Annotated in this window: 16 protein-coding genes; 4 read left to right on the forward strand and 12 right to left on the reverse strand. The window is 38.3% G+C overall.

Annotation, left to right across the window (positions count from 1 at the left end; genetic code table 11):
- The first annotated feature begins 15 nt into the window (after nucleotides 1-15).
- Nucleotides 16-531 carry a thioredoxin domain-containing protein gene (locus ACQKTA_RS03830; RefSeq protein WP_427814249.1) on the forward strand — a complete coding sequence of 172 codons (516 nt, stop codon included), beginning with the start codon at nucleotides 16-18 and terminating at the stop codon, nucleotides 529-531.
- A gap of 24 nt (nucleotides 532-555) precedes the next feature.
- On the opposite strand, the gene whiA is transcribed toward ACQKTA_RS03830, so the two are convergent.
- From whiA to uvrB, 7 genes are all read right to left on the reverse strand, one after another.
- Nucleotides 556-1,491, reverse strand: coding sequence for a DNA-binding protein WhiA (gene whiA, locus ACQKTA_RS03835; RefSeq protein WP_332581064.1), 936 nt, complete (start codon nucleotides 1,489-1,491; stop codon nucleotides 556-558).
- Nucleotides 1,492-1,506: 15 nt separating this feature from the next.
- A complete protein-coding gene (locus ACQKTA_RS03840; RefSeq protein ID WP_427814250.1) occupies nucleotides 1,507-2,505 on the reverse strand; it encodes a gluconeogenesis factor YvcK family protein in 999 nt (332 codons plus the stop codon).
- Nucleotides 2,502-3,389 (reverse strand): RNase adapter RapZ, encoded by an 888-nt coding sequence (gene rapZ / locus ACQKTA_RS03845; RefSeq protein ID WP_332581066.1) that lies wholly within the window; start codon nucleotides 3,387-3,389, stop codon nucleotides 2,502-2,504. The genes ACQKTA_RS03840 and rapZ overlap by 4 nt, the downstream gene beginning before the upstream one ends.
- Before the next feature lie 243 nt (nucleotides 3,390-3,632).
- A complete protein-coding gene (locus ACQKTA_RS03850; protein ID WP_427814251.1) occupies nucleotides 3,633-4,346 on the reverse strand; it encodes an amino acid racemase in 714 nt (237 codons plus the stop codon).
- Between the two features lie 2 nt (nucleotides 4,347-4,348).
- Entirely contained in the window at nucleotides 4,349-5,605 is a 1,257-nt protein-coding gene (locus tag ACQKTA_RS03855; protein WP_427814252.1) for a carboxylate--amine ligase, read from the reverse strand.
- A 98-nt stretch (nucleotides 5,606-5,703) separates the two neighbouring features.
- Nucleotides 5,704-8,529 (reverse strand): excinuclease ABC subunit UvrA, encoded by a 2,826-nt coding sequence (uvrA, locus tag ACQKTA_RS03860; RefSeq protein ID WP_427814253.1) that lies wholly within the window; start codon nucleotides 8,527-8,529, stop codon nucleotides 5,704-5,706.
- A 121-nt stretch (nucleotides 8,530-8,650) separates the two neighbouring features.
- Nucleotides 8,651-10,642, reverse strand: a complete 1,992-nt coding sequence (gene uvrB, locus ACQKTA_RS03865) for an excinuclease ABC subunit UvrB (RefSeq protein ID WP_407856312.1) — start codon at nucleotides 10,640-10,642, stop codon at nucleotides 8,651-8,653.
- 243 nt (nucleotides 10,643-10,885) lie between these two features.
- Between uvrB and ACQKTA_RS03870 the strand changes: the two genes are divergently transcribed.
- Both ACQKTA_RS03870 and ACQKTA_RS03875 read left to right on the forward strand, forming a co-directional pair.
- Nucleotides 10,886-13,048 carry an amino acid ABC transporter substrate-binding protein/permease gene (locus ACQKTA_RS03870; RefSeq protein ID WP_427814254.1) on the forward strand — a complete coding sequence of 721 codons (2,163 nt, stop codon included), beginning with the start codon at nucleotides 10,886-10,888 and terminating at the stop codon, nucleotides 13,046-13,048.
- A 12-nt stretch (nucleotides 13,049-13,060) separates the two neighbouring features.
- Nucleotides 13,061-13,798, forward strand: a complete 738-nt coding sequence (locus ACQKTA_RS03875) for an amino acid ABC transporter ATP-binding protein (protein WP_332581080.1) — start codon at nucleotides 13,061-13,063, stop codon at nucleotides 13,796-13,798.
- A gap of 392 nt (nucleotides 13,799-14,190) precedes the next feature.
- On the opposite strand, the gene tuf is transcribed toward ACQKTA_RS03875, so the two are convergent.
- A complete protein-coding gene (gene tuf / locus ACQKTA_RS03880; protein WP_332581073.1) occupies nucleotides 14,191-15,378 on the reverse strand; it encodes an elongation factor Tu in 1,188 nt (395 codons plus the stop codon).
- Between the two features lie 229 nt (nucleotides 15,379-15,607).
- Here tuf and ACQKTA_RS03885 point away from each other — a divergent pair, with 229 nt between their 5' ends.
- A complete protein-coding gene (locus ACQKTA_RS03885; protein ID WP_427814255.1) occupies nucleotides 15,608-15,862 on the forward strand; it encodes a hypothetical protein in 255 nt (84 codons plus the stop codon).
- 65 nt (nucleotides 15,863-15,927) lie between these two features.
- On the opposite strand, the gene ilvC is transcribed toward ACQKTA_RS03885, so the two are convergent.
- The 4 genes from ilvC to ilvD are packed head-to-tail and all read right to left on the reverse strand — an operon-like array spanning nucleotide 15,928 to nucleotide 20,859.
- Nucleotides 15,928-16,923 (reverse strand): ketol-acid reductoisomerase, encoded by a 996-nt coding sequence (gene ilvC, locus ACQKTA_RS03890; protein WP_427814256.1) that lies wholly within the window; start codon nucleotides 16,921-16,923, stop codon nucleotides 15,928-15,930.
- A gap of 58 nt (nucleotides 16,924-16,981) precedes the next feature.
- On the reverse strand, nucleotides 16,982-17,458 hold the full coding sequence (ilvN, locus tag ACQKTA_RS03895) for an acetolactate synthase small subunit (protein ID WP_427814257.1): 477 nt from the start codon (nucleotides 17,456-17,458) through the stop codon (nucleotides 16,982-16,984).
- Nucleotides 17,459-17,461: 3 nt separating this feature from the next.
- Nucleotides 17,462-19,168 carry a biosynthetic-type acetolactate synthase large subunit gene (ilvB, locus tag ACQKTA_RS03900; RefSeq protein ID WP_427814258.1) on the reverse strand — a complete coding sequence of 569 codons (1,707 nt, stop codon included), beginning with the start codon at nucleotides 19,166-19,168 and terminating at the stop codon, nucleotides 17,462-17,464.
- An 11-nt stretch (nucleotides 19,169-19,179) separates the two neighbouring features.
- On the reverse strand, nucleotides 19,180-20,859 hold the full coding sequence (gene ilvD, locus ACQKTA_RS03905; RefSeq protein WP_427814259.1) for a dihydroxy-acid dehydratase: 1,680 nt from the start codon (nucleotides 20,857-20,859) through the stop codon (nucleotides 19,180-19,182).
- Nucleotides 20,860-21,287: the final 428 nt, after the last annotated feature.

Genomic DNA, 21,287 nt, shown 5'->3' on the forward strand with positions numbered 1-21,287 from the left:
AAAGGACGTGTTTTTGTGGATATTTCTGTAATCAAAGCATCACTTGTTAATGACTTCAACGGAATCAAAATCGGTTCGGATGATGCGCCGAAAAAAATCATCGAATTTATGAATCTGCGCTGTCCCTACTGTAAACAATGGTTTGAGGAATCGCGTGCAACACTCGATCGAGCAGTTGCTGATGGAAAAGTTCAACGGATCATTAAATTGTTAGACAAAGACAAAATCAGCTTACAGCGCGGTAATGTCATGCACGAATACATTAGCCCGGATGCTGACAAAGCATTGATACAAATCCAACAAGCCTATGATACTCAAGATACTTGGGGTGACTTTGAGCTTGAAGATGTGGCAAAATACGCTGAGAATACTTTGCATTTTGAACAACAAGCCAACCGTGAACTTCAACAAGAGATTCGCAACGAAGCTGACCAAGCAACTATCAAGTTCGTTCCGACCGTAGTGATTGGCGAACATATTTTTGATGAATCAATTGATGAAGCCACTTTAACAAGTTACTTGACTGAATAAAAATGGAAAAAAACCGTTTGTTGATCAAACGGTTTTTTTTCTTAGGTTATCCGCAAAATCATTGATTTTTCGAACGCGATGATTGATACCTGATTTAGAAATCGAGCCAGAAGGAATCATCTCTCCTAATTCTTTTAGACTGATCTCAGGATTTTGCATTCGTAGTTCCGCAATTTCTTGCAGTTTCTCGGGCAATGCTTGTAATCCCACCGTCGATTCTATAAAACGAATGTTATCGATTTGCTTCGAAGCAGCATCGATCGTTTTATTCATATTCGCCGTCTCACAATTTACTAAGCGATTCACTGAATTTCGCATATCACGAACAATACGAGCGTCTTCAAATTTCAACATTGAATTGGTCGCACCGATCAATGTCAAAAAGTCCGCAATTTTTTCCGCACCCTTCAAATAGGTGATAAAACCATTTCTGCGTTCAAGTGTTCGCGCATTTAAATCAAATTGATTCAATAAATCACAGATATCTTGATTGTGCTCTTCGTAAATTGAAGATATTTCTAAATGATAGCGGCTAACTTCAGGATTATTCACCGAACCGGAAGCTAAAAATGCTCCCCGTAAATAAGCCCGCGTTTTTTCATCAGAATTTTTGATATCTGGCGCAATATTAGGTTGGAACATTAGACCATCCATGATATCCAAGTCTAATAATATTCTTTGGGTCTCTTGTTTAAGTCGTACAATGTAAACATTGTTTTTCTTTAATTTCATTTTTCGACGTACGAGTAATTCACTCCGGACGCCATAATGTTCTTTCATTAAAGTAAAAATTCGTCGAGCAATCGCTGCATTTTCTGTTTGGACATTCAAAACAAATTGATGATTGCTCAAGCTGAGAGAGCCGTTCATTCGAATCAAAGCAGATAACTCAGCTTGTGCGAGATTTTTTTTGACTTCAAGACCCGTTAATTCTTTTTTAACTTCCGCTGCAAAAGACATGACGAGTCCTCCTTCTTAAATTTTCGCTCCAAAAACGATACGGAACAATTCATCAACTACTTTGTCGCCATCATGAAAGACGCCGCCATCACGAAGTTCTAGAAAATCGGTCGAAACGACCCGACAGCCTTCTTCTCTTAGCCCATTGAAATCATGAGTGACTTGTACTAGATATTCATCGTAAACCTCTGGATCCATATATCCATCAGGGACATGTTCTGTGTTTACTAGAACTGTATCGATAAATTTACTTTGTAAATGTTTGTGAAGCACCTGGATATGGTCTGCATCACTAAAATGTTCCGTTTCCCCTTTTTGGGTCATGATATTACAAATATAAACAACTTCAGCAGCTGTTTTACGAACAGCCTCGCCAATTTCTTCAATCACTAAATTAGGCAAGATACTTGTGAACAACGATCCAGGACCTAATACGACCATGTCGGCTTCTTCAATCGCCGCAACAACTTTGCGAGCAGCATGAACAGCACGATCTCCATTTTTTTCCGTTACATAAACATAGTCGATCGTTTTTCGATCAAGAGCGATCTTAGATTCTCCAACCGCGCTTGTTCCATCAGTAAATTCTGCATGCAATACTAATGGGGTTTCAGAAGACGGATAAATATGTCCGTCCACATGAAGCATTTTCGATAGTAGTTGAATCGCTTCATAAGTACTATTGCGCATTTCAGATAATGCCGCAATCAAAAGGTTGCCAATCGTATGATTAGCTAAAAAATTATCACTTGCTTGGAAGCGATATTGAAAAAGATCTTCATACAATTTCGGCATATCAGACAGCGCAGCTAGCACATTACGCAAATCGCCTGGCGGTGCCATATCGATTGAATTACGCAATTCACCACTGCTGCCGCCATCGTCTGCTACGGTTACGACTGCAGTGATTTCGGCACTTTGATTGCGCAAACTTTTCAAAATAACGGGCAGACCGGTTCCTCCGCCGATCACAACAATTTTCGGTTTGCGAATACGGTACGTTTTCATTTTCATGAGCGATTCACCGTCTCTTTCCGTTTATCTTTGTCGCGGTGCGTGATATTCACTTTGTAATCTGCTTCTTTGATCGCTTTGCCAATACGTTCCGATAATGCCACCGAGCGGTGTTGTCCACCAGTACAGCCGATGGCGATCGTCAAAGAACTTTTTCCTTCTTTGATATAGCCCGGCAAAATATCCATGATCAAACGAACAAAATTGGAATAAAATCCTTCTGTCTCTGGAAAAGACATCACATAATCATAGACCGGTTGATCTAAGCCCGTCTGCGGTCGCAATTCAGGAATATAATGAGGATTTGGCAAAAAACGCACATCCATTACGATATCTGCATCGATGGGCAGGCCATATTTAAACCCAAAGGAGAGCATTTCAACGTGGAATCCCGCATCATCTTTTTGTTTAAATGATTGATTGATTTGTTCCCGCAATTGACGTGGAGTCAATTCAGTTGTATCGATCGTAAGCGTTGCGCGCATTTTTAAATCTTCCAGAATAGCTCGTTCTTTACGAATCCCTTCCGTCACCAAACCATCCATCGCTAGCGGATGAGCTCGACGGGTTTCTTTATAACGAGAAACTAATTCTTCATCTGAACAATCTAAAAATAAAATACTCGTGTCAATGAATCCGGTATTCTCGATCTCTACTAGCATTCTTTGAATATCTTCAAAAAATGAACGAGAACGTAAATCGACTACTAAAGCAATCTTGGTTACTTTTCCAGATTCACGGATCAATTCCCAAAATTTTGGAATCAAGCCCGGAGGCATATTATCTACACAGAAATATCCCATGTCTTCAAAACTTTGAATCGCAACGGTTTTCCCGGCACCGCTCATACCAGTGATGACTACCAAATGTAAACTTTCAGTCATTTGTGTCACTCCTCTCTAATTTAAGCACTATTCAATCATAGCTGAAAAAATTTTTTCGCTATATATACTCTTTATAAATCGATCCATTGAATCGATACGAACATTTTATTGTTTAATCATTTTTGCATGAAAAAAAGGCAAACTTCTTTGCCTTCTAAAAAATTATAACACTCCTGGCGTGTCTTTGCTACTTTTTTATTGTTCTTTCACTTTTTTTAAGTTTTTAAGTAAAAAACAGACCTTCTAGTTAGAAGATCTGTTTTTCAAAGCTAATTCAATTGTACGATCAGCTAAGATCGATTGAGCATCGATCACTGGATATGGCACATCCTTCGTTAATTCTTGTACTAAGGATAATTCTGTACAGCCTAAAATCGCATTTTGACAACCGTATTTTCCCATTGCATCTGAAAGAATCTCTAGATACAACTCGCTGTTGATAAAATCATTTTCTTTTACGTCATGATAAATCAAATGATTGATTTTTGCTTGCAAATCATTATCAGGCACTAAAACTTCGAAGCCTTTTGCTTCTAAAGCTGTTTGATAAACTTTAGCAGTCATGGTGCCAGCAGTAGCTAACACAGCTATCTTATCTCCCACTTGATGACGTTTCGCCACTTCATTGACCGCTTCACGCGGCATGTGAACTAACGGGATCTCAGTAGCTGCTTGTAATTCATCAAAAAAGTAATGTGCTGTATTGCAAGTCAACACAATAAATTCGGGCTTTAACAGATTTTGCTTTTCAATATCGTCCATTAAAAATGGTAAGGGATTATCAGCCGAATGGTCTAAGATGTATGAAGTTCTATCAGGTACCGTTGCATGATTGAACATTACATAATTCAAATATTCTTGATCATTATGGGCGTTAGTTCGTTGATTCAAAATACGAACAAAACTTTCTGTTGCCATTGTTCCCATGCCACCGAGAATACTAAAGAAATTCTCCATCTCTATCCTTCTTTCTCTTTAAAGAATAAATCAAAACGTCCTTTGTATTTGCTGAACATATATTTCATTAAGATCCAACGCATGATCGACATATCTTTTTTATAAAAGACAGTGGTGCCCCAATGGTCATTTTTGATCATCTCTAAGGCTTTTTCTTTGTCTGCATTGTTGCGAGCAAATTTTTCAAAAACGCCTTTAGGTACGCCCATCCATAACATCGATGTTTTAGGCTCTGCTTTCCCATAAATCGTTTCTGTAAATGGTGTTTCAAAGACCCGATCTTCAGTAACATATTGAGCCAAGTTAAAGCCGTTCAAGGTCACGAAGAAACTGCTGCGGCCTTGTCGCAAATTGATTTCGAATAATTTATACTCACCATCACGAGGGTCATATTTCATATCAAAATTCGCAAAACCAGTATAGTCGATTTTCTCAAGGAAGCCTTTGATCGTTTGATAGATTTTTTCATTGTAATCCGGCATGATCGTCACATAATTTCCGATCGCTTCAGGTGAAGGATCTTCTAATAGCGGGTGACCTAGACACATCATCCGAACTTGATGATTTTGATCTACATAAGCATTCAATACACGCATATTGCTGTCATCACCAGGAATAAAGTCTTGGGCGATCATTTCACTCGTATAGCCTGCTTGGTAAATCCGTTCAATAATGACATCGAATTCATCACGTGTGTCCAAAATAAAGGCCTTTTTACGGCCTTCAAAGTCGATTGATAGCCATTCGACACTGTTTGCGGGTTTCAATGCGACTGGAAAATCAAATGGTAAATCTTGTTTCAATTTTCCAGCTTCCAACATATCTTCCGTAATGATAAACGTATTTGGATAAGGCAGATCGTAAGTTTCGCAAATTTCATAGAAGCTTACTTTACTGATTAAACGTTGCAAAAGATCAAAGTTGATATAAGGGCAAATAAACCATTCAGAAAGCTCTTCTTTATGTTGTGAAACTAGTTCTGCATACCCGTCACCACAAGCGATCAAAAGATATTTAGTCGCAGGATCATTGTAAGTATTTTTTCCTAATTCACGCATCTGTTCTAAGAACACTGGATCTTTATCAAAACCAGGCACCACGTGAACATTGACGATTTTACTATATTTTGTCGGTGCTAATTGCAAGCCTGCATAAGCTTCCGAAACAATTCCGTAAGCTTCATGAAAGGAACGAGCCATCCCGTAAACGTTGATGTCGCTTCCTAACAAAATCGGTACAAATTTTTGTTTTTCAGTCATATTATTTTTACACCTTCTCATTCTAAATCCTTGATAATCATACCATAAAGAAAAATGCAAGCAAAGAAGAATCCTTTACTTGCATTAAGCTTTATCAGTTATTTATTTTTTAACACTCGTTTTAAGTAATGACCCGTATAACTTTCAGGTACTGCCGCAATTTCTTCCGGGGCTCCAGTAGCTAAAATCGTCCCGCCGCCTGCGCCGCCTTCTGGACCTAAGTCGATCACGTAGTCTGCTGATTTGATTACATCAAGATTGTGCTCAATGACTAAAACAGTATTTCCAGCATCAACAAAACGTTCCAAGACTTTCAATAAACGAGCAATATCATCTGTATGCAATCCAGTTGTTGGCTCATCCAAAATATAAAAGTTTTTTCCGTTAGAATTTTTATGCAACTCACTAGCTAACTTCATTCGTTGGGCTTCTCCACCTGACAAAGTCGTAGCCGGTTGTCCCATCGTCACATATCCTAAACCAACATCGACGATCGTTTGCAATTTCCGGTGGATCTTTGGAATATGTTTGAAGAATTCGACTGCATCTTCAACCGTCATTTCTAAAATATCAGCAATATTTTTCCCTTTATAATGAACTTCCAATGTTTCTGAATTGTATCGTTTGCCATGACAAACTTCACAAGGGACATAAACATCTGGTAAAAAGTGCATCTCGATTTTGATAATTCCATCGCCCCGACAGGCTTCACAACGCCCGCCTTTAACATTAAAACTAAAGCGGCCTTTTTTATATCCGCGAATCTTCGCTTCATTGGTTTGTGCAAATAAATCACGAATGTCATCAAACACACTCGTATACGTTGCCGGGTTACTGCGGGGAGTTCGACCAATCGGACTTTGATCGATGTCTACAAGTTTTTCAATATGCTTATAGCCAGTGATTTTTTTGAACTTACCAGGTTTATTAGAATTACGATTCAACTTTTGTGCTAATGATTTTTTCAAAATTTGATTCACTAATGTTGATTTACCCGAACCTGAAACCCCAGTCACGGCAACAAATTTCCCTAATGGAAATTCTACATCGACATTCTTCAAATTGTTCTCTACCGCACCGGTTACTTTTATTTTCTTACCATTGCCTTCGCGACGCTCTTTTGGCACCGAAATTTCTCGTTTACCTGATAGATACTGTCCTGTTAGGGAATTTGGATTAGCTTCGACTTCTTTTGGTGTTCCGGCAGCAACGATTTCTCCACCTTGATCACCTGCTCCAGGGCCCACGTCAATTAAATAGTCCGCTGCACGCATCGTATCTTCATCGTGTTCTACCACGATTAATGTATTTCCTAAATCCCGCATTTTTTTCAATGATTCGATCAAGCGATCATTGTCTCGTTGATGCAACCCAATCGACGGTTCATCTAAGATATATAGGACACCTGACAAATTAGAACCAATTTGCGTAGCTAAACGAATACGTTGAGCCTCTCCGCCAGATAAAGTACCTGCTGCTCGACTCAATGTCAGATAATCCAATCCAACATTGCGTAAGAAACTCAAACGATCTTTGATTTCTTTTAAAATCGGTTTTGCGATCACTTTTTCTTGTTCACTTAAAATAACCGTTTCAAAAAATTTTAACGTTCCATTGATTGAGTCTTCACTGACTTGACCAATATTGGTATCGTTGATTTGAACTGATAAGGCTTGAGGATTCAAGCGATAACCATGACACGTTTGACAAGTCAATTCCGTCATATACAAACGCATTTGATCGCGCGTAAAATCACTATTTGTTTCTTTATAACGGCGATTGATATTATTGATAATTCCTTCAAATGGAACCTCTACATCTCGCACGCCACCAAAATCATTCTCATAATGGAAATGGAAATTTTCGCCATTCGATCCATTTAAAATAATCTCTTGTTGCTCTTTTGGTAATTCTTCGAAGGGTGTATCCATATCGATATTGAAACTTTGACAGGCTTGTTCTAACATTTGCGGATAATATTGCGAACTGATGGGATTCCAAGGAATCAACGCGCCTTCACGCAATGTTTTACTTTGATCAGGAATTACTAAATCCATATCGACTTCTAATTTCACACCTAAGCCATCACAGTCTGGGCACGCGCCAAAAGGTGCATTAAATGAAAACAAACGTGGTTCTAGTTCACCAACAGTAAAGCCACAGTAAGGACAAGCATAGTGTTCACTGAACAACATTTCTTTTTCACCGATCACATCAACAATCGCATACCCTTCTGCCAGACGTAATGCTGCTTCGAATGAATCAAATAGTCTTGAGCGTATGCCATCTTTTACTACGATCCGGTCAACAATGATTTCAATATCATGCTTTTTATTTTTCGTTAATTCTGGTGCTTCGGTCACATCATAAAGTTCACCATCAACACGCATCCGAACATACCCTTCGCGTTGGATCATTTCAAACACCTTTTTGTGCTGACCTTTTTTCTTAGCCACAACCGGTGCTAAGATTTGGATTTTTGTACGTTCAGGCAGCTCCAATACTTTATCAACCATCTGTTCCACCGATTGAGAAGTAATTTCAATATGATCGTTTGGACAGATTGGATGCCCCACTCGTGCGAATAACAAACGTAAGTAGTCATTGATCTCAGTTACCGTTCCAACAGTCGAGCGAGGGTTTTTACTTGTCGTTTTTTGATCGATTGAAATAGCCGGACTAAGGCCATCGATACTATCAACATCCGGTTTATCCATTTGACCTAAAAATTGGCGTGCATATGCAGATAAACTTTCCACATAACGGCGTTGGCCTTCGGCATATAGCGTATCAAAGGCTAATGAACTTTTCCCAGAACCAGACAAACCAGTAACAACTACCATCTTGTCACGAGGGATCGTGACATCGACATTTTTTAAATTATGCGCACGCGCTCCATGAATCACTATTTTATCATTTGCCATTTATTTCTCCCATTTCATTTTTAATTTCGTTTTTCTTCTATTATATAGAGCATTTTTTAACAAGATTTATTAGTATACTGAGAAATAAAAAATAGTCAATAAACTGAAACCAGCCGATAGTCTATTCGGCTGCCTTCAGTTCTAAAATCGTATCTCTCAATGTTGCAGCTGTTTCAAAATCTAAAGCCTTAGCTGCTTCACGCATTTCTTCTTCCATCTTCGCAAGTAATTCTTTACGTTCTTCTTTAGATAGGTCTTCATAAGAAGTCGTATCATAGTCAGCTGACTTTTCAGCCACCTTGCTGATTGAGATCAAATCACGAATCTCTTTAATAATCGTTTTTGGTTCGATTCCATGCTCTTCATTATAAGCTTCTTGAATGCTTCGGCGACGCGTCGTTTCATCCATCGCACGTTGCATTGAATCAGTAATTTTATCTGCATACATGATTACTTTACCCTCAGAATTTCGAGCCGCCCGTCCAATCGTTTGGACTAGCGAACGCTCACTCCGCAAGAAACCTTCTTTATCTGCATCTAAAATAGCTACTAATGAAACTTCCGGAACATCGATACCCTCACGTAATAAGTTAATTCCGATCAAAACATCAAATTTACCTAAACGCAGATCTCGAATAATTTCAGTTCGTTCTAACGTTTTAATATCACTATGCAAGTATTTTACTTTGATGCCTAATTCTTTAAAGTAATCTGTCAAGTCTTCTGACATTTTTTTCGTCAAAGTCGTGACAAAGACCCGTTCATTCCGTTCTGCTCGTTCGTTAATTTCTCCAACTAGGTCATCGATTTGTCCCATAATCGGTCGAACATCGATCACTGGATCTAATAAACCAGTCGGCCGAATGATTTGTTCAACAACAGTGTCCGTTTCTTCATGTTCATAAGGACCGGGCGTAGCTGAGACGTAAACGATTTGATTAACTCGTTCTTCAAATTCTTCCAAGCGTAACGGACGATTATCTAGAGCGGACGGCAGGCGGAATCCATAATCAACTAACATTTGTTTTCGTGCTCGGTCACCGTTATACATTCCGCGAACTTGAGGCATCGTCACATGCGACTCATCGATTACCATCAAGAAATCATCTGGAAAGAAATCAATCAACGTATACGGCGGCTCTCCTTCTTTACGTCCATCCATATGGCGCGAATAATTTTCGATGCCTGAAGTATAGCCCATTTCCCGCAACATTTCGATATCATAATTTGTTCGTTGCTCTAATCGTTGAGCTTCTAGCAACTTATTTTCACTATTCAAGACTTCTAAGCGATCAGCAAGTTCTGCTTGGATATTACTGATGGCATGTTCTAAATGATCTTCATTCGTTAAAAAGTGAGTCGCTGGAAAAATCGCCACATGCTCCGTTTCGCCGGTAATTTCACCGGTCAATGCATCGACTTCTCGAATACGTTCGATTTCGTCACCGAAAAACTCTACGCGTAGCGCATGTTCATCACGAGAAGCAGGAAAAATCTCTACTACATCCCCACGAACACGAAAACGTCCCCGTTGAAAATCAATGTCATTTCGCTCAAATTGAATGTCGATGAGTTTGCGGAGTAATTGATTTCGATCCATTTCCATCCCAACACGTAACGAAACAACTTGTTCCATATATTCTTTCGGTGATCCTAAACCAAAAATACACGAAACCGAGGCAACTACGATCACATCATTTCGTTCAAGTAATGAACTGGTAGCTGAGTGACGGAGTTTATCGATTTCGTCATTGACACTAGAATCTTTTTCTATATACGTATCACTTGAAGGCACATAAGCCTCGGGTTGGTAATAATCATAATAACTGACAAAATATTCTACAGCATTGTTGGGGAAAAATTCCTTGAATTCTCCATACAACTGTCCAGCTAATGTTTTATTATGAGCAATAATCAAAGTTGGCTTGTTAACTTCTTTGATCACATTTGAAATGGTATATGTTTTCCCAGTACCCGTAGCACCTAACAGTATTTGTGCTTTTTTTCCATTGACGACACCTTCGGTCAATTGCGAAATAGCTTCCGGTTGATCGCCAGCAGGCTGATATTTTGAATGGAGGTCAAACTCATTATCTGTTACTCTTTCAATCACGCAAAAACCCTCCTTTTAATAGTAAGATAAATAATCTCTTATCCAAAAATTATAGCATACCGAACATATTTTCGCTATTTATTCTCCTTGTGCTAAACGATTTCTTAAACTAGCCATGTTAACTTTCCTTACATTTCGTGTCATCAAAATTTAGATTTTTTTCACATAGACAGTCCAACTACTTGTATTTTAGTATTAGGCTAACTTATAATAAACGAATGATAAGTATATAGGAGGATTACTATGAGAAAAAACAAATTAATTCCTTTCGTATTTTTCTTAGTGGCAAGTCTTTTAACACTCGGCTTCACTACGAAAACTCACGCGGCGGAAAAAACTTATAAAATTGGGACTGACTTAACGTTCGCTCCTTTTGAGTTTCAAAATTCTGACGGGGAATATATCGGGATCGATGTTGATTTACTTAAAGAAATCGCAAAGGATCAAGGTTTCAAAGTGGACTTGAATCCTTTAGGTTTTGATAGTTCGATCCAAGGAGTTCAATCAGATCAATTAGATGGTATGATCGCGGGCATGAGTATTACTGATGAACGTAAAAAAACTTTCGATTTTTCTGATTCTTATTTTGATAGCGGAATTCAAATGGCTGTTAAAAATGACAATAACGATATCAAAGATTATGCTGATTTAAAAAGTAAAACAGTTTCTGCAAAAATTGGGACCGAAAGTGCTACTTTCTTAGAAGATAACAAAGATAAATACGGTTATGAAGTCAAATTATACGAAGCTGCTGATGCTATGTATAATGCTTTAAGTAACGGAAATTCTGAAGCAATTTTTGATGACTATCCAGTATTAGGCTACGCCGTGTCAAATGGACAACCTTTCAAACTTGTCGGTGAACCTGAAGAAGGTAGTGCTTATGGCTTTGCTGTTAAAAAGGGTGAAAATCAAGAATTATTGAAAAAATTCAATGCTGGATTGAAAGATTTAAAAGAAAATGGAACTTATGACAAAATCGTCAGCAAATATATTTCAAGCGGCTCAAGCGATAGTACTTCTACGAGCCAAATGAAAAAAATTGAACCGAAAAAAGATGTGTATGTTATCGCCAGCGATTCAGCTTTTGCACCGTTTGAATATAAAGACAGTGACGGAAAATACAAAGGGATCGATGTTGATTTATTAACTCGAATCGCTGAACTTCAAGGATTCAAGATCGATTTCAAATTTATTGGCTTCTCCTCTGCTATGCAAGCATTAGAATCTGGTCAAGCTGACGGTATGATCGCCGGTATGACTATGACTGATGAACGAAAAGCAAATTATGATTTTTCAGATCCTTATTTCCAAAGTGGAATTCAATTAGCAGTTGCTAAAGACAATAAAGATATTAAAGAATATAAAGATTTAAAAGGCAAAACAGTTGGTGCTAAAGTTGGAACAGAAAGTGCTGATTTCTTAGAGGCTCATAAAAAAGAATATGGCTACACAATTAAGAGCTTCGATGCGGCTGACCAATTATACGATGCCTTAAAAGTCGGTTCGATCGACGCTATGATGGATGATTATCCAGTTATCGGTTATGCCATTCAACAAGGCCAAGACCTAAAAACACCAATCAAGCGCGAAGTCGGCGGTGAATATGGTTTTGCTGTTAAAAAAGGTGAAAATCCTGAACTTCGGGAAATGTTTACAGAAGGTTTGAAAGAATTAAAACGAACTGGTGAATACGATAAGATCGTTGATAAATATATTGGTTCAGGCAGCGAAGAGAAAAAAGATGCTGTCGATGAATCCACAATCACTGGTTTATTGAAAAATAACTATAAATCATTATTAGAAGGTTTATGGAAAACAATCGTCTTAGCTTTAGTTTCATTTGCTTTAGCTTTAGTAGTAGGTGTAATTTTCGGTTTGTTCCGTGTCTCTCCTTCACGCCCATTACGATTATTAGCAGGCATCTATATCGATATTATCCGCGGGATTCCAATGATGGTATTAGCCTTCTTCATTTTCTTCGGCTTGCCAGGAATCACAGGAATCAAAATTCCAGACTTTGCAGCTGGGATCATTACATTAACGTTGAATGCTAGTGCCTATATCGCCGAAATCGTACGCGGTGGTATCAACGCTGTGCCCGTTGGTCAAATGGAAGCCTCTCGTAGTTTAGGTTTGCCATACAATCGAACCATGCAAAAAATTATCTTACCGCAAGCAGTTAAAATTATGATCCCTTCTTTCATCAATCAATTCGTTATCAGTTTGAAAGATACAACGATTATTTCTGCTATCGGTGTTGTAGAGCTTCTGCAAACTGGTAAAATCATCGTGGCTAGAACAACTCAAAGTTCATACGTTTACTTGATCATCGCGATCATGTACTTGATCTTGATTACGATCCTAACTAAATTAGCTAACCGTTTAGATAAGAAGGTGAAATAAATGGAAAATACAATGGATAAAAAAATCGTCGTAAATCATTTAGTCAAAAAATTTGGTGATAACACTGTCTTGAATGACTTGAATATCAGTATTAGTGAAGGTGAAGTTGTTTGTATCATCGGACCTTCAGGTTCAGGTAAAAGTACTTTCTTACGTTGTATGAACCGTTTAGAAGATCCAACTTCTGGTGAGATCATTATTGATGGACAAGATTTGACAGACAAACATACCGATATCAATTTAGTCCGTCAACATATCGGTATGGTATTCCAACATTTCAATCTGTTCCCGCACCTTACTGTGTTACAAAATATCACTTTAGCTCCTATCGATCGTAAAGGTGAAAAGAAAGATGCCGCTGAAAAACGCGGCATCGAATTGCTAGGTCAAGTTGGACTAGCTGAGAAAAAAGATGTTTACCCAGATAGCTTATCGGGTGGACAAAAGCAACGGGTTGCTATTGCTCGAGCATTAGCAATGAATCCAGATATTATGTTGTTCGATGAACCCACTTCTGCTCTTGACCCTGAAATGGTCGGTGATGTGCTGAAAGTTATGAAAGATTTAGCACTTCAAGGAATGACGATGGTGATTGTAACTCATGAAATGGGCTTTGCTAAAGAAGTAGCTGACCGTGTCATCTTTACTGATGGTGGAAAAATCTTAGAAGATGGTACTCCAGAACAAGTCTTCAGTAATCCACAAAATCCAAGAACCCAAGACTTCTTGAACAAAGTTTTGAACGTATAATCCAAAAAAAAACCGCGAAATCATTTAGATTTCGCGGTTTTTTTCAATAATTTCTTAATACATGAAAAATAGCCTCTTGATCAATCTCAATACGATTACGAACAATCCCATCTACACTTGAAAGTGCCTTTTCAGCAATCATTTGTAGTTCTGCTGGTGTCGGGAAATCGATAGTGCTTTATAGCTAGTTGGTGTCGTCCCTACTATATTGATTCCTTCATTTTCTCTTACCGTTCGTGCTTCGATGAACGGTGATAATCATCAACTATTCCTGCTATTAGAAAATTAGTTGGACTATTAATCAAAATATCCATTCTGGTACATTATAGATATCCTATATCTTTTTGCACAAAAAAACGTAACGCATGACTGCGCTACGTTTTTTATTTTGATTATGCTTCAATCTCTGTAACGATACCAGAACCAACAGTCCGTCCGCCTTCACGAATAGAGAAAGTAGTTCCCTTTTCCACTGCGATTGGATGGATCAATTCAACATCGATCGTTACATTATCGCCTGGCATAACCATCTCAGTACCTTCAGGTAACACGATATTCCCTGTTACGTCAGTTGTACGGAAATAAAATTGTGGACGATAGTTATTAAAGAACGGTGTATGACGTCCGCCTTCTTCTTTCGTTAATACATACACTTCAGCTTGGAATTTAGTATGAGGTGTGATTGAACCTGGTTTAGCTAATACTTGACCACGTTCGATTTCATCACGAGTAATTCCACGTAATAATACACCGACATTATCACCAGCTTCACCATAGTCTAATGTTTTACGGAACATTTCAAGTCCGGTAACGACTGCTTTTTGAACTTCAGGTTTGATCCCGATAATTTCAATTTCATCGCCGACTTTGACTTCCCCGCGATCGATACGTCCAGAAGCAACAGTTCCGCGACCAGTAATTGAAAAGACATCTTCAACTGGTAACAAGAAAGGTTTGTCTGTATCACGTTCAGGTGTTGGGATATATTCATCAACAGTATCCATTAAGTCCAAAATAACTTGTTCTTGTTCAGGATCACCTTCCAAAGCTTTCAATGCAGACCCTTTAAGTACAGGAATATCATCACCTGGGAAACCATATTCAGAAAGTAATTCACGTACTTCCATTTCCACTAAATCAATCAATTCTTCATCATCAACTAAATCAACTTTATTTAAGAAAACAATCAAATGTTTTACTCCAACTTGACGTGATAACAAAATATGTTCACGTGTTTGGGGCATTGGGCCATCAGTTGCTGATACAACCAAGATCGCACCATCCATTTGAGCAGCACCAGTAATCATATTTTTTACGTAGTCCGCATGTCCTGGGGCATCAATATGTGCATAGTGACGTTTTTCTGTTTCATACTCTACGTGTGCCGTGTTAATTGTGATTCCACGTTCACGTTCTTCCGGTGCAGCATCGATACTAGCATAGTCCTGAGGGTTTGCTAGACCTTTCTTGCCTAATACCGTTGTAATTGCTGCCGTTAATGTTGTTTTACCGTGATCGACGTGACCAATGGTACCAATATTAACATGTGGTTTACTTCTATCATAATGTTCTTTTGCCATAATAAACAAACCTCCTAAAAAATAAAAACTTTTACGGATATAGTGTAAATCATTTTTTGCTAAATGAAAAAGATTAACACTTTTACTTTTTGTAAGTAATTAACTATCCGAAGTCATCATACATCAGAATTGGTCAAACTCCAAATATTTTGTCTCTCATTTACTGGACGATAGAAATTTTTTCAGACATAATGGATTTAAACACTCATTTGTTAAGGAGTTGACCACGATGGTTTCGTTTGAAAAAAGGATTTCTCAAGTACCACAAGAAATACAGCAAGCTTGGAGTATGGGGTTTGTTTTTATGTATAATGGAAAAAATTTTCAGCATTTCCCTGCTCGACAATGGACCGATGAGCAAATAAAAAATTATTTTTTTGAACATTTTGACGCCCAATCAAGAATTATTTCACATCCTGAACTACAGCTCAAAGAATTACAACTTAATGATCATCCTGAATTATTAGTGATCATTCCTTACTAAAAAAAGCGAACGCTGCAACGTTCGCTTTCCTGAAATTTATTATGGTAAGAAACTAGTTTGTCAGTCTAATCTTTATGTCCTACAAAAGGCATCATTTTTCTTAATTCACTACCCACAGCTTCAATTTGATGCCCGCCATTTTTAGCACGCATTTCTTTGAATTTCGGGAATCCATTTTGGTTGTCTGCAATAAAACCTTCGGCAAATTTTCCGTTTTGGATATCTGTTAAAACAGCTTTCATATTGGCTTTTGTTTCCGAAGTGATTACTCGTGGACCAGAAACATAATCACCATATTCGGCTGTATTTGAGATAGAATGGCGCATATTAGCAAATCCACCTTCATAAATCAAATCAACAATCAATTTCATTTCATGACAAACTTCAAAATAAGCTAATTCTGGTTGGTAATCTGCTTCGACCAAGGTTTCAAAACCTGCTTCGATCATGCTCGTCAAACCACCACACAAGACAGCTTGTTCACCAAATAAATCTGTTTCGGTCTCTTCTTTGAAAGTTTTTTCCAAGACTCCTACTCTAGTTGCACCAATTCCTTTTGAATAAGATAGTGCTAATTCTCGAGCAGTTCCTGTTGCGTCTTGATGAACAGCAAATAAACAAGGGACTGCAAAACCTTCAACAAATGTCCGGCGAACTAAATGTCCTGGTCCTTTTGGTGCGACTAAAAAGATGTCGACGTTCTTAGGCGGTTTGATTACATCAAAATGAATATTAAACCCATGAGCAAATGCTAATGCATCGCCTTCATCCAAATTAGGGGCAATCTCTTTTTCATATAAACTCCCTTGGATTTCATCTGGAGCTAAAATCATGGTTACTTGTGCAGCTTTTGTCGCTTCTGATACTGGACTTACATTAAAGCCATCTTTTCTAGCAGCATCCGCTGACTTTCCTTCACGTACGCCGATCACTACTTGATGTCCTGTATCTCTAAGATTTTGCGCATGCGCGTGGCCCTGTGAGCCATAACCTATGATTGCGATTGTTTTCCATTCTAAAGCGTCCTTTTCTACTGCATCATCATAATAAACTTTAACCATGAATTATTCCTCCAATTTTTTTCTAATTTTCTAATCTATTAAAAGCAATAATTTGCGATTAACCTCTACTAAAACCAGTAATACCGGTTCGTGCTAATTGTTTGATTCCATAAGGTCTTAAGACATCGATGCACGCATTGACCTTTTCATCAGAACCAGCTACTTGAACGACAATTGTTTTCAAACTAACATCGACGACATCTGCTCGAAAAGGATCGATCATTGCTTGAATTTCTGATCGAATTGTCGTCGGAGCATTGACCTTGATTAAGGCCAGTTCTCTTTCCAAATGCGGTTCATCTGAAATATCAGATACTTTGATTACATCAATCTGCTTATTCAACTGTTTTGTTACTTGTTCAATATCAGCCAAATTGCCTGCCCGAATCATAATCGTCATGCGTGATTCTCCTGCTATTTCAGTTCGACCAACAGAAATACTTTCAATATTAACTTGTCTTCTATTCAATACACTGGAGATACGACTCAAAACACCTGCTTTGTCTCGCACCATTGCCGTAATCATTCGTTTCATCAATCAGTCAACCCCTAGCATTTGATCATTTGGCATCCCTGCCGGAACCATGGGCAGTACATGTTCTTTGTCTGAGACAACTACTTCAATCAACATCGGCCCTTTAACTGAAAAAGCAGTTGCTAAATCTTCTGATAAAGTGGCCGGATCACTAATCTTAGTACTCGAAATTCCATAAGCTTCAGCTAATTTCATAAAATCAGGTTGTTCGTCGAATACTGAACGAGATCTTCTCTGATTAAAAAATGTTTCTTGCCATTGACGAACCATGCCTAAAGAATGATTATTCAATAAAACAAATTTAATATCTAAATTATTCAGATTTAAAATAGCTAGTTCTTGATTTGTCATTTGAAATCCACCATCTCCAACAAAAACAACGACAGAATCTTCTGGCTTGGCGATTTTCACGCCAATACCTGCTGGGATACCATAGCCCATCGTTCCAAGCCCACCACTTGTGATCAATTGTTTGGGAAAGTTAAATGGATAAAATTGTGCCGCCCACATTTGGTGTTGGCCTACATCTGTAACCACATAAGAAGAGCCTCCTGTAATCTCACCAACACGCTCAATAACTTCTTGCGGCTTAATAACTCCTGATTCAAAAGAATACTTTAACGGATACTTTGCTCTCCTCTTTTGACACAAATCACGCCAGGCCTCACAATCAATCGAAATCTCATCGCAGGCAAGCAGTTGTTCTAAAGCAATCCGTGCATCCCCAACAATGGGAACATCTGTCGTAATAACTTTTCCAATCTCTGCAGAATCAATATCAATATGAACGATTTTGGCATACGGAGCAAATGACTCTGGCGAACAAGCTAATCGATCATCAAAACGACTACCAATATTAATCAACAGATCCGTTTCCATCAATGCTATGTTTGCTGCATAAGTGCCATGCATCCCACCCATTCCTAATAATTGTGGATGATCATGAGGCAATAGCCCTAAGCCAAGTAAAGTACAAACAGTTGGTATTTTATATCGTTCAACAAATTGGCGAAGTTCGTCTGCTCCTTCTGCTGCTATCACTCCTGCACCTATCAGCAGGACTGGTTTTTTAGCTTTCTTCAGCAGACCCATCAAACGTTCAATCTGTAAAACTGCCGGTGTCACTGTAGGTTGATAGCTATCCAATTTGACCACATTGTCAATTTTGGGGAATGTTTTCGAGATAGTCATTTCCTTAGGTAAGTCAATCAATACAGGTCCTTTTCTTCCAGTTGTTGCAATATGAAAAGCCTCATTTACAATTTTCGGTAATTCGGTGACATCTCTAACTTGAAAATTATGTTTAGTGATTGGTAAAGTAATCCCCAGCATATCTGCCTCTTGAAAAGCATCTTTTCCTATCCCGTCGGTTGCTACTTGCCCTGTAATAACAACTAATGGAACAGAGTCACCCAGAGCATCCGCGATTCCTGTGACAACATTTGTCGCACCTGGACCACTAGTGACAACCACTACCCCAGGTTTTCCAGTTGCTTTAGCATATCCTTCTGCTGCATGAACGGCACCTTGCTCATGCCTAGTCAAAACATTAGGGATTTTTTCGTCATACAATGCATCATATAATGGTAAGACTGCACCACCGGGATAACCAAATATTAGTTCCACCCCTTGATTTGCTAGACAGTCTAATAATAAATTGGCTCCAGAAATTTTTTTATCTTCTGCGTTCATTTGTTTAATAGTTTCCATTCACAGTCCTCCTATTCAGGTAATCTCATAACCCCGCCAGTATGTGCTGAGGTAACCAATGCTGAATAACGTGCTAACCATCCCTTTTTGACTTTAGGATAGAATTTTTCCAATTTTTCTTTCCGTTGATCTAATTCTTCTTCTGAAATTTCAACGTTCAGTGTGCGATTGGTTAAATCAATTGTAATTTCATCTCCATTTTGAACTAAAGCGATTGGTCCGCCCGCTGCTGCCTCAGGAGAGATATGTCCAACGGCAATTCCTCTTGTTGCACCTGAAAAGCGTCCATCAGTAATCAATGCCACGTCTTTACCCAATCCGCGGCCAACGATACTTGAAGTAGGTGCCAACATTTCTGGCATACCAGGTCCTCCCTTAGGTCCTTCATAGCGAATCACAACGACATGGCCTTTCTTAACTGTATGATTATCAATTGCATCAACCGCCTCGTCATGAGAAGAGAAACAAATTGCTTTACCTTTAAAGACCTTAATACTAGGATCGACACCACCAACTTTAATGACACTTCCTTCAGGAGCAATATTCCCATATAAAATCGAAAGCCCGCCTACGCTACTATATGGATTACTCTTTGGATGGATCACTTCAGGATTATTGATTTTCGCATCCGCTACATTTTCTCGAATCGTTTTTCCTGTTACCGTTATTCGGTCTGGATGGATAGCCCCTTCGATAGAAACTAATTCATGAATGATTGCTGAAACACCACCGGCTTCATGGACGTCATGCATCGAATAACTAGAAGAAGGAGCAATTTTTGAGAGATACGGCACACGTTTCGCAATCTCATTGATGTCTGCTTGGTTATAAGGAATTTCTGCTTCATTAGCAATTGCTAGTGTGTGTAAAACAGTATTTGTTGATCCGCCCATAGCCATATCTAATGCAAAGGCATCATCGATTGCTTCTTTTGTCACGATATCTCGCGGCTTAATTTGTTTTTTGACTAACTCCATTAAGTGTTTTGCTGATTTACGAACTAATTCACGACGTTCATCAGAAACAGCCAATACAGTTCCATTCCCTGGTAAAGCCAAGCCTAATACTTCTAACAAGCAATTCATTGAATTAGCAGTAAACATACCCGCACAAGAACCACAAGTTGGACAAGCGTTTTGCTCCATAAATTGAAAATCATTTTTTGTCATTTTACCGTCTTTATATGCTCCTACAGCTTCAAACATTGAAGATAGTGTGGCCTGATGTCCACGAGGATCAATTCCAGCCTTCATTGGGCCTCCAGAGCAAAATATTGCCGGTACATTTGTTCTAACAGCTGCCAAAATCATCCCTGGTGTGATTTTGTCACAATTAGGAATATAGAATACTCCATCAAACCAATGTGCATTGATCACTGTTTCTGCAGAATCAGCTATCAGTTCCCGACTAGGCAAAGAATACCGCATACCAATATGACCCATGGCAATACCATCATCAACACCAATCGTATTAAATTCAAACGGAATTCCTCCTGCTTCACGAATTACCTCTTTTGCTATATCTGCCAACTCACGTAAATGTACATGCCCAGGAACAATATCGATATAAGAATTACAGATAGCAATAAAGGGTTTATCCATATCTCTTATATTTTTTACTTGACCTGTTGCATATAATAAACTTCTAGCCGGTGCCGCATCGATACCTTTTTTGATTTGATCGCTTCTCATAAATACATCTCCTTAAATAAAAAAGTATCCCATCAATAATTGATGGGATACTTTAGCAAGAATCCCATTCGTAACACAAACAGGACTCAAACTAACGGTTTAAAACTACCGCGTTCTAAGTCCTGGACATAATAATTAATAAGACGTATTGGCTAAAATCATCGTGTCTGTTCTTGCGCATAAAAATCTTCCCCTTGCTTTTTCTAATAATTCTTTAATTATTTTTTTATACTATACTGCTTTAAAAATTAAAAGTCAATGAAATTTATTGAATTATTTTTGATAATTTTAATTAACTTCCTTACAAAACAAAAAAGCCTCAACAATTGTTGAGGCCTCTAAAACTTTTTAATACTAAATAAACATTAAACCATTCTCAAATTAGTTATAAGAACTAGGTCTAAGCATGAACACTCTCTTATTTCATC

The sequence above is a fragment of the Enterococcus sp. 22-H-5-01 genome (assembly GCF_050310005.1).
GTDB classification, from domain to species: domain Bacteria; phylum Bacillota; class Bacilli; order Lactobacillales; family Enterococcaceae; genus Enterococcus_A; species Enterococcus_A hailinensis.